General features: G+C 70.8%; 7 protein-coding genes. 5 read left to right on the top strand and 2 right to left on the bottom strand.

Annotated elements, in window-relative coordinates; translation table 11 throughout:
* The coding region (locus HV824_RS32310) for a glycosyltransferase (protein ID WP_176424964.1) at positions 1-2,046 on the bottom strand (2,046 nt) is incomplete at its 3' end.
* Between the two features lie 175 nt (positions 2,047-2,221).
* On the opposite strand from HV824_RS32310, the gene HV824_RS32305 reads away from it, so the two are divergent.
* The 4 genes from HV824_RS32305 to HV824_RS32290 all read left to right on the top strand — a co-directional run bounded on the left by HV824_RS32305 (position 2,222) and on the right by HV824_RS32290 (position 8,058).
* Entirely contained in the window at positions 2,222-4,249 is a 2,028-nt protein-coding gene (locus HV824_RS32305) for a DUF4912 domain-containing protein (protein ID WP_176424963.1), read from the top strand.
* A 25-nt stretch (positions 4,250-4,274) separates the two neighbouring features.
* Positions 4,275-5,864, top strand: a complete 1,590-nt coding sequence (locus HV824_RS32300; protein ID WP_176424962.1) for a glycoside hydrolase family 57 protein — start codon at positions 4,275-4,277, stop codon at positions 5,862-5,864.
* Between the two features lie 96 nt (positions 5,865-5,960).
* Positions 5,961-7,442 carry a trypsin-like peptidase domain-containing protein gene (locus HV824_RS32295; protein WP_176424961.1) on the top strand — a complete coding sequence of 494 codons (1,482 nt, stop codon included), beginning with the start codon at positions 5,961-5,963 and terminating at the stop codon, positions 7,440-7,442.
* A 22-nt stretch (positions 7,443-7,464) separates the two neighbouring features.
* Positions 7,465-8,058: an SGNH/GDSL hydrolase family protein gene (locus HV824_RS32290; protein ID WP_176424960.1), complete on the top strand. Its 594-nt coding sequence runs from the start codon at positions 7,465-7,467 to the stop codon at positions 8,056-8,058.
* 4 nt (positions 8,059-8,062) lie between these two features.
* Here HV824_RS32290 and HV824_RS32285 read toward each other — a convergent pair whose 3' ends face one another.
* Positions 8,063-10,000: a diguanylate cyclase gene (locus HV824_RS32285; protein ID WP_176424959.1), complete on the bottom strand. Its 1,938-nt coding sequence runs from the start codon at positions 9,998-10,000 to the stop codon at positions 8,063-8,065.
* A 178-nt stretch (positions 10,001-10,178) separates the two neighbouring features.
* On the opposite strand from HV824_RS32285, the gene HV824_RS32280 reads away from it, so the two are divergent.
* Positions 10,179-10,447, top strand: a 269-nt coding sequence (locus tag HV824_RS32280; RefSeq protein WP_176424958.1) for a laccase domain-containing protein, incomplete at its 3' end; no start/stop codon positions are given.

Raw genomic sequence — 10,447 nt, 5'->3', positions numbered from 1 at the left:
GACGATGGGCGTGGGGGTGGGGTGCTCTTCCGGCCGGCTTGAGGAAGGGGTGCCGCGGCTGCTGGAGGCGCGCGTGGGGATGAGCTCCTGGAGCAGCTCGGTGGGCACGCGGATGATGGGCGTCGGCGCGGGCGGATCGTCCCGCTGGCGCTCATAGGGCGAGCGCACCACGGGCGTGGCCGAGGCGGTCTCATCCCGCTCCTTGTCGTAGGGCGAGCGCACCACCGGTGTGTGCGACGGCGGCTCGTAACTCGCACCGATGACAGGGCCGCGAACGACCGGAGTCGGCGCGGGGGCTTCATCCGCGTCCCCGGCAGCTTCGCGGTTGCCTGCGTCCGTCCGGTTCAGCGCGGCGGGCGCCTTGACGATGGGCGTCGCTGCTGAGACCTCGCTGGAATCCTCGCTCACGGGCGAAGGAGGCCGGCCCGGCGGAGGAGGAACCTTGACGACGGGCGTCGGTGCCGGCGGTTCGTCCGCGTCTTCGACCTCCGTTGCCTGGACGATGGGCAGCGCGCTTTCGGAATCGTCGCCGCTCGCGTCCTGCGCCGCGGCGTGCTCGGGACCCTCCAACGTCGCGTCCTGGGCGGCCACGCTGGACGCGGAGGCCTCGCGCTCGCGCAGCGGCGCCCCCATCACCACGGGTGGCTCGATGGGATTCGTCTCGAGCTCCGTCTTGATGAGGCGCGTGTCGAGCCCCTCATCGAGCACCTGTCCCATGACCAGCGGCAGGTCTTCGCGCGCACGGCCCGCGGCAGGCGCGTCGTTGTCCTTGCGAGGCTCCGGCGCTTTCCTGGCGACCGGGGCCGCGGTGGGAGCGGGCTCGGGGGGCAGCAGCGCCGCCAGCCGGTTCGTGGGCGTTCCCGTCACCGTGGTGGGCGGGGGCAGGTCGTCCTCGCTCGTGGTGGAGACTGGCTCCGACCGCTTCTCCAACAGCGAGTCATACAGGTCCAGGAGCTTGCCGCGGATGAGTCCCGCGTCGAGCGTCACCTCCGCGTGCGCCCGAGCCACCTGGCCCAGCGTCATCCGGCGTTTCACGTCGCGCGCCAGCTCGATGATGCGGTCGGCCAAGGCCTGGCTGTCACCCGGTGGGAAGAAGACGCCCGCGCCAGCCGGGATGAGCTCCCGCGTCACGGGCAGGTCCGCCGCGATGACGGGGCGGCCCGCCGCGCAGTACTCCGACACCTTCGCCAGCGGCCCGCCCTGAACGCGATTGCGCTCCACGTCATCCATGGGCAGCACGCCCACGTCCGCGAGCGCGAGCACCTTGGCCAGGTCATCGTGGTGCACCGGGGGCTGGAACTCCACCCGGTCGCCCAGGCCCAGCTCCTTCACCAGGTCATCCAGATGCGGCTGCCAGTCCGCGTGGCGTGCGCCCACCAGCGTGAGGCGCACCTCTTGCTTCCGAGCCGCCAGCGCCACCGCGCGCAGCAGGGTGGACAGGCCCTGCCACCCCACCTGGCTGCCCAGGTACATCATCCGGAGGGGGTCGCCGTCCGGGGCGCCCAGCACCTCGGGCGTGAAGGGCTGCAGGTCCACTGGCGCGGGCAGCACCCGGACCTGCTCCTCACTGGCGCCGAGCGACTGGATGTACGCGCGCGTCGTCTCCGAGCCGGTGACGACGAGGTCCGCGTTCATCAGGCAGAACAGCTCCTGCCTGCGAATCTTCGACAGGAAGCGCCGGTCCCCCTCCGTCTGCGGGTGGGTGTACCGCAGCTCCTGCGAGGGGAACGTCTGGGCCTCGTAGATGAGCCGGTACCCGTAGTCGCCCTTCAGCTCGCACAAGGCGTATCCGCCGAAGGGGTCCGTGAAGTGGGCGAGCGCGTAGTCCTCGCTTTCGAGCTGCCGGCGCACGGCCCGCTCGAAGGCCTGGATGCGCGAGGCCAGGTCCCCCGAGCCTACCGGGACGCGCAGCAGCCGGGCCCCCTGGTACTTCTCGATGTGGGAGTGGTCAGGCGTCTTCGCCGACAGCACCACCACGGAGAAGCGGTCTGGCAACGCCTTCAAGTATTCGGACAAACGACGGGATGAACCCGACGGACCGGGGATGACGTCGAAACTGCACAGGAGCAGTCTGGGCAGGTCGCTCAAGCGTGGGCAGGATACCTAGCCGCCCCCTGAGTGTCATCGGGTGATGGAACGAGAAACGGGGGTCGGGCGAAGAACACATGTAATGCTGGCACGTTGACCCTCTACGACCAGCGACCTAAAGGCCTGCTTGCCTATGGAAGACCTCAAGAGCGTGACGGTCAGCTACCTCAGGGAGTTGGCGCGGAAGCACCTGGGGAGCGGCTACAGCCGGATGAAAAAAGAGGAGCTGCTCGCAGCCCTGGCCGCCTACGTCCCGGCCCTGGGGAGGCTCGCCCGGCTGGCGGGCATCCGCGTGCCCGCCAAAAGTTCGACCCCGAAACCCGAGGCGGCTGGCTCGCAAGGCCAGGGCCGGGTGTCCGCGCCCAAGCGGGTGGCGGCCAAGCGGACCTCGGAGAGGCCCGGGAGCAAGCCACCCGCCAGACCCGCGCAGGTGGTCACGTTCCCGCCCAAGCCCCGAGTGGAGCGGGCTCGCGAGTCGGTGACGCCCGTCACGTCTTCCCTCACGAAGTCGCCGGAGCCGGCGCCGCCGCCCGTCGCGCGGCCCGCGCCCGCGCAAAAAGCCGCGGAGCCCGTGGTGGAGGGCTTCTTCGTGGCGCGCGTGGCTGGCGAGGAGGAGGCGCGCAGCCACCACCTGGTGGAAGCAGCGCCTGCTCCGCCTCCGCCCCCCGTGGATACCGAGGGCTTGGGCGAGCTGCCGGAGGGGTATCAGGACGACGCCGTCCTCCTGCTGCCCAGGGATCCGCACACGCTCTTCGTGTCCTGGGACTTCAGCCTGGGGGCCCTGCTGCGCGCGCAGGATGCGCTGGAGGCGCCGAGTACCGTGCTTCGTGTGTTCGGTGATGAACAGATGGAGCAGGCGTTGGACTTCGCGGTGGAGGCTCGCGGCTTCTACATCCAGGGGTTGCCGGCGGGGCGGACGTATCGCGTGGAGGCGCACTGCGTCGGGCGCGATGGGCGAAGTCGCCGCATCGGTGCTTCGAGCAACCGCGTGACGCTGCCTCCCGCGGGCGTCTCCACGGATTTGACGGTGCGTTTCCTTCGGGTTCCTCCGCTCGAAGCGGCGCTGCCCGAGGCTGTCGTGGAAGCGCCGCCACCGGAAGAGGAGCGTGAGTACGTGTCGTGGCGCCGGGTGAACCTCCCTGGCAGTGGTGGCGTGCTGGATGTCCCGGAAGTCCACAGGGAGCGTCGCGGCAGGGATGTGGCGGAGGCGCACCTGGAGGGCCCCGCGCGAGCGCCGGGCGCTTCGGACCAGCGGTACGTGGGCTCAGTGGGGCGAGCGGCGGGGGCTTCGGACCAGCGCTATCAGGTGGATGAGGCGCGTGGACCCGTGACTGCTCCCGTGCCGCGCTACCTGGAGCCCCTGGGCCGTGCGCCGGGGGCTTCGGACATGCGGTATGCGGAAGGGGGCGCTCGCGAGGCGGGGAGGGGGCAACCGTCCCGTACATATCTGGACGTGAAGGGCATCCCGGGCGCGTCGGACCTGCGCTACGCGGACGGCGGTGCGGCTGGCTCAACAGGCAGCGGCGCTTCACCTCATCGCTACCTGGACGTGAAGGGCATCCCGGGCGCATCGGACCTGCGCCACGCGGACGGCGGTGCGACGCGCTCGCCGGTCAGCGGCGCTTCGCCTCATCGCTACCTGGACGTGAGGAGCACTCCGGGAGCGTCGGACCTGCGCTACCTGGAGTCGCCGCCCCGCGCGCCGGGTGCATCGGAGCAACGTCACCTGGGTTCCCCTCCACAGCGGACCAGCGCCTCGGACCGTCGCATCGCCGATGCTCCGGCTCCACCGTCGGGCGCATCCGACCGCCAGCACGAGGACGCGTCGTCGGCCCGCACAAAGACCGAAACCTCCGCGAAGGCCGCTCGCGGCTCCGGCGCGCAGCATCCCCCCGCGGTCGAGGAGCACCACCGCTACTTCGAGGCTCCGCCACGTCCGTCCCGCGCCGCGGTTCCCGACCGCGACGCCCAGGAGGAGGGGGACGCCGCCGACACGGAGGAGCACCACCGCTACTTCGAAGTGCCCCGGCCCCGCGGGGAAGACGCGGCCCCCCAGCGCACGGCGGCTCCTGCCTCCTTCGAGACCCGAGAGGGTCCCGCCACCCCTGACGCGGCCGAGCCGCCTCCCCGGAAGCCGCCTTCAGAAGACGGCCGCTCCTGAACCCGCACGGAGACATTGAACGACCATGAGCCTGGGTTCCCTCGCGCTGGTGCTCCACGCGCACCTCCCCTTCGTCAGGCACCCCGAGCATGAGGACTTCCTCGAGGAGGACTGGCTCTACGAGGCCATCTCCGAGACGTACCTCCCGCTGCTCCAGGTCTTCGACAAACTGGCGGAGGACGGCGTCCCGTTCCGCCTGGCGATGACGCTGTCTCCGACGCTCGTGTCCATGCTGCGCGACGAGCTGCTGATGAGCCGCTACGCGCGGCGGCTGGACCTGCTCTGTGAGCTGGGCGCGCGCGAGGTCCACCGGACGCGCGCCGACACCACCTTCGGCCCCATTGCCCGGTTCTACCGGGACCACTTCGAGTCCCTGCGCCGCGCGTTCCACGACCGCTACAAGCGCGACCTCGTCGCCGCGTTCCGGCGGCTCCAGGACGCGGGCTACCTGGACATCCTCACCTGCAACGCGACGCACGGGTTCCTTCCGCTGATGCAGCAGGTGCCCGAAGCCGTCCGCGCCCAGGTGACGGTGGCCGCCAACCACTACCGCCAGCACTTTGGCAGGGACCCCGCCGGCATCTGGCTCGCCGAGTGCGGCTACTACCCGGGCCTGGAGCGCCTGCTGGCCAGCGAGCGCATCCGCTACTTCTTCGTCGACACGCACGGCCTGACGGACGCCGTGCCCCGGCCCCTGCACGGACCCTACGCGCCCGTCTTCACCGAGGCGGGCGTGGCCGCGTATGCCCGCGACCCGGAGAGCAGCCAGCAGGTGTGGAGCACCGAGCACGGCTACCCGGGCGACCCGGACTACCGCGAGTTCTACCGGGACATCGGCTGGGACCTGGACCTGGACTACATCCGCCCGTTCATCCAGCCCACCGGCGAGCGCAAGAACACCGGCTTCAAGTACTTCCGCATCACCGGGAAGACGAACGAGAAGCGCCCGTATGATCCGCTCGCCGCGCGGGAGCGGGCCTCGGTGCATGCGGGCAACTTCCTGTTCAACCGCCAGCGGCAGATGGAAGACCTGGCCTCGCGCCTGGGCGGCCGGGAGCCGGTGGTCGTCGCGCCCTATGACGCCGAGCTCTTTGGCCACTGGTGGTTCGAGGGGCCCCAGTTCCTCGACTTCCTCATCCGCAAGGTCGCGTATGACCAGAAGACGTTCCGGCTGGTGACGCCGTCGGATGACTTGCGGGAGCATCCGGAGAACCAGGTGGCGACGCCGCCGCTGTCCTCGTGGGGCGCGGGGGGCTACGCCAACATGTGGCTCGACGGCAGCAATGATTGGATCTACCGCCACCTGAACCACTGCGCGATGCAGATGGTGGCGCTGGCGCGGGACTTCCCGGCGGCAGGTGCGCTGCAACGCCGCGCGCTCAATCAGGCCGCCAGGGAGCTGCTGCTCGCCCAGTCCTCCGACTGGGCCTTCATCATGAAGACGGGCACCATGGTGGAGTACGCCCAGCGCCGCACGCGCGAGCACCTCCTGCGCTTCCAGCGCCTGCACGAGCAGCTGCGCGGCGGCAGGCTGGACGAGGGCTGGCTCTCTCACGTGGAAGGCCGGGACAACCTCTATCCAGAGCTGGACTACCGCCTCTACCTGCCTGCCTGAAGCCAGGGGGGGCAGGGTGGGGCGATGTGTCCTCCTGTCGCCACGACAGACGGTTTGGCTTGCGGGGCAGGTTTTCGGCTTTAGCTTGGTCTTCATATGAACCGTTCGACCGTCTCGTTCCGGAAGGCGCTCGTCGCCGCGCTCCTGGTCGCGTTGCCTCCCGCCGCGGCTGTCGCCCAGGCGCCGAAGCCGCCTCCCGCGGCCACCCAGCCGGGCGCCGGCAACGTCCTCCAGCCCGCGACACGGGAGGCGCAGACGCTCCCATCGCTGGCGCCGCTGGTGGAGTCGGTGAAGTCAGCGGTGGTCAACGTGGACGTGCAGGCCCGGGGCGGCGGCATTCCGCGTGGGATGGAGGACAACCCGCTCTTCGAGCGCTTCTTCGGTGGAGGCCGCGAGGGTGGCAGTCAGCGCCGCGAGCCGCTGCGCCAGGGCGCGGGGTCCGGCTTCATCATCGACCCGAAGGGCGTCGTCCTCACCAACAACCACGTCGTGGAGGATGCCGTCAGCATCACCATCCGCCTGGACGACGGACGCAGCTTCACCGGCGAAGTGGTGGGGCGGGATCCGCTCACGGACGTGGCGCTCGTGCGGCTCAAGGAGAAGGTGGAGAACCTGCCCACCGTGAAGCTGGGCGACTCGGATGCGCTGCGCGTGGGGGACTGGGTGGTGGCCATTGGCAACCCCTTCGGTCTGGCCTCCAGCGTCAGCCTGGGCATCGTCTCCGCGCGGGCCCGTGAGATTGGGGCCAGCCAGTACGACGAGTTCCTCCAGACGGACGCGGCCATCAACCCGGGCAACTCGGGCGGTCCGCTCTTCAACATGAAGGGCGAAGTGGTGGGCATCAACACCGCCATCGTCGGCGGTGGCTCCGGCATCGGCTTCGCGGTGCCCAGCACGCTCATCGGCTCGCTGCTGCCGCAGTTGGAGAAGGAAGGCTCCGTCACGCGCGCGTGGTTGGGCGTGGGCATCCAGGATTTGACGCGGGATTTGGCCAGCGCGCTCAAGCTCTCCGTGAACCAGGGCGCCATCCTCACGCAGGTGATGCCGTCTTCTCCCGCGGCGAAGGCGGGCCTGAAGCAGGATGACGTCGTCATCGCCATCGACGGGCGGGCCGTCACCTCCAGCGGCGAGCTGACGCGCATCGTGGCGCTCAAGCGTCCCGGGAGCACGTCCACGTTGACGCTCTTCCGCGACGGCAAGAAGCGGGACGTGAAGGTGGCGCTGGGCACGCGGCCGGACCTGGAGGGCGTGGCCTCGGCGAAGCAGCGGCCGGAGGACTCGCAGGAGAGCTCCCGTCGCGTGGGCGTCAGCCTCCAGAACCTGGATGCGCGCACCGCGCAGCAGGCCGGCTTCACCGACAGCAGCGGCGCGCTCATCACCGACGTGGTGCCCGGCTCGCCGGCGGACCGCGCGCAGCTGGAGCCCGGCATGGTCGTCATCGAGGCCAACCGCAAGAAGGTGGAGAACGCGGACGCCCTGGCCCGCATCATCAAGGGCGCTGCGTCCGGGAGCACCTTGCTGCTGCGCGTGACGGCGCCGGGCGGGGCTCGCAACCTGCGCGCCCTGCGGGTGCCGTGAGGCTGGAGCGAGGGAGCGGCGGATGAGCGTCAACTACGTCGCGCTGGGTGACAGCTCGGCCGTGGGCGTGGGGGCGGCGCGAGGTGGGGGCTACCCCGCACGCCTCGCCTCCCGGCTGCGCGCGGGCGGCCTGCCCGTGGGCCTCAGCAACCTGGGGCAGAGCGGCGCGCGCATCCGTGACGTCTTCACGGGGCAGGTGAAGCGCGCCGTGGCCGCGCAGCCCACGCTGGTGACGCTGGGCATCGGGACGAATGACGTCTGGCGCAGCACGCCCCTGGAGGACTTCCAGGACGACCTGGACCGCATCGCCCGCCGGTTGAAGCAGACCGGGGCGCCGCTGGTGGTGGTGAACCTCGTGGACCTGGCGCTGGCCCCGGTGGCGCGGCTGGTGCCCGCGGCGCTCTACGAAGGGCGCATCGAGCCCTTCAACGCCGCCATCGCGGAGGTGGCCCGGGTGCACGGCATGCACCACGTGGACCTCTTCACGGCGAGCAAGGACATGATTCCCAAGGGCCCGCACTTCTTCTCGGAGGACGGCTTCCATCCGTCCGCCGAGGGGTATGAGGCGTGGGCGGACCTGATGCTGCCCACCGTGCAGACGCTCGTGCGCCGCTGAGCGCCTACGCCTTGGCCACGCCCCCCGGAGGCTTGGGGGCGGCTGTCACGGTGGGAGGCTCGGCGGCGGGCGTGTGCGGGCCCCGCTCGCGGCCCGGGTGCAGCTCCATGCCGGCTTCGTACAGGGTGGTGCGGTTACGGCCGGTGCGCTTGCTGAAGTAGAGCGCCGCGTCCGCGCTGTCCACCAGCTCCTCCTGGCCGGCGGCGTCGGAGGGGAAGTGCGACACGCCAATGGACACCGTGACGTGGTTGCCCGGCAGGCCCGGCTGGACCAGCGCCACGGATTCCGCCACCGCGCGGCGCAGCTTCTCCGCGACCTCCACGGCCTCCGCCTTGTTCGTCTGTGGCAGGAGGATGACGAACTCCTCGCCGCCGTAGCGCGCCAGCGTGTCCACCTTGCGCACGCGCAGCCGCAGCACGTCGCACACCCGGCGCAGCGCCTCGTCACCCACGCGGTGGCCGGCCAGGTCGTTGATGCGCTTGAAGTGGTCCACGTCCACCATGAGCAGCGCCAGCGGGGTGCCGAAGCGGTTGGCTCGTGCCAGCTCCAGCTCCATGCGCTGGAAGAGGTGGCGGCGGTTGGGCACGCCGGTGAGCGGGTCCGTCATGGTGAGCTTCACCGTCTCCGCGTGCAGCCGGGCGTTCTTCACCGCCGTGGCCACCACGTCCGCCACCGCGGTGAGCAGCTCGATTTCCTCCGCGGAGAAGCTGGCCACGTGGGGGCGCTGGAAGTTCATCACGCCCAGCAGCGTCTCCATGTGCACCATGGGCGCCGCCAGCAGCGCGCCGGTGTTCAGCCCGCCCTTCACCAGGTCCGGTTTGGCGAACACGCTGGAGCGGTCCGCCGTGTCCGGCAGGTACACCGACTTGCGGGTCTCCGCCGCGCGGCCGCAGGCGCCTTCTCCCAGCGCGAACGTGAGTCCCTCCGCGCCGCGGCCCTCCGGCCAGGCGTGCTTGATTTCCAGCAGGCCCTCCGGGTTCATCAACATGATGGAGAACTCGGGGATGCGCAGCCGCTCCGTCACCAGGCGGGTCACGGCGTCCAGCAGCTCATCCAGCTCCAGCGTGGCGTTGAGCGAGCGCGCCACGTCGAAGAGCAGCGACAGCTCCTTGAGGCGGTCCTCCAGTTCGTCCTTGAGGGCCAGCTTCTCCTTCACCAGCTCCAGGTCGCGGTGGGTGTCGATCTCCTCCGCCTTCATGGAGGTGAGCCGCGCCAGCATCTGGTTGAAGGCCGCGCCCAGCCGCGCGAACTCGTCGGTGCCCCGCGCCTCCGCGCGCACCAGCAGGTCGCCCGCCTCCGCGCGCCGCATGGCCGCGCTCAGCTTGCGCAGCGGGCGGGTGAGGACGAAGTGCAGCGCCAGCCCGGTGATGAGCGCCAGCAGCACCACGAACAGGCCCATGGAGCCGAGCGCCGCGCCGAACACGGACGACAGCTCCTGGTGAAGCGCCGGCTCCGCCATGCGCAGCTGCAGGATGCTGGCGCCTGGCACGTCGCCAGCGGTGTGGCAGCCGGCGCACTCCGGCCCGCCGAGGGGACGAATGACCTCCGTCATCCGCGCCACCGAGCGCGCCCGCTCGGGGCCCGGGGCCGTCAGCCGCGCGGCCTCCGGGTGCGTCGTGCCCTCTTCACCCGTGCGGCGGGACCAGAGGATGCGCCCGTCCGGCGTCAGCACCCGGACGTCCTCCACCGAGCGGAAGAGCCGGGTGTCGGAGCGCATCACCTCCGTCACCGCGCCATGGGCCGGAGCCCCGCGCGCCTGCGGAAGGGTGAAGGTGGAAGCGACGAACTCCGCCAGCGCCAGCGACTCCACCTGGGTGGCGTCCTGGACCGCGACCCGCGCCTCACGCCAGAAGTGGCCGACGCCCAGCAGTGCCACGAGCAGCCCGGGCAGGGCGATGCTCCACAGCAGCTTGCGACCAACGGTGTCGGGACCCAGGGGCATGCGGGTGCTCGCAGCTCTCGAGCGCGGGGTTTCGGACTGGTTGCACGGAGTTCAGGCGGTCCGTGAATTGTCAGGTGGCTGACGCTACCTGTCAAACGAAGCGGTGAAATCATCCTACGATTGCGCTGACGCTGGATCACCTCCTGGTGCATCAATCAGGTGGATTCCTGGAGATTCCATGTCGACCGAGTTTCTCACCTCCGCGCTGCTGCCCGTGCCGCACGGCTTCGCCACCCGCGCTGGCGGCTGTTCGGAGGGGCCCTACGCGTCACTCAACCTGGGGTTCTCCGTGGGCGACGAGCGGGCGCGCGTGGAGGAGAACCACCGCCGCCTGGCACAGGCCGCTGGCGCGCCGCTCGAAGCGCTGAGCCGCGTGTCGCAGGTGCATGGTGATCGCGTGGTGGAGGCCCGGCGCGGGGAGGGGGCCCAGGGGCTGCGCCCCACGGA

It is taken from the genome of Myxococcus sp. AM009 (assembly GCF_013372605.1).
In the GTDB taxonomy this organism is placed as follows: domain Bacteria; phylum Myxococcota; class Myxococcia; order Myxococcales; family Myxococcaceae; genus Myxococcus; species Myxococcus vastator.
The sequence above is the reverse complement of the archived record's forward strand: the minus strand, read 5'-3'. Positions and strand labels throughout refer to the sequence as shown.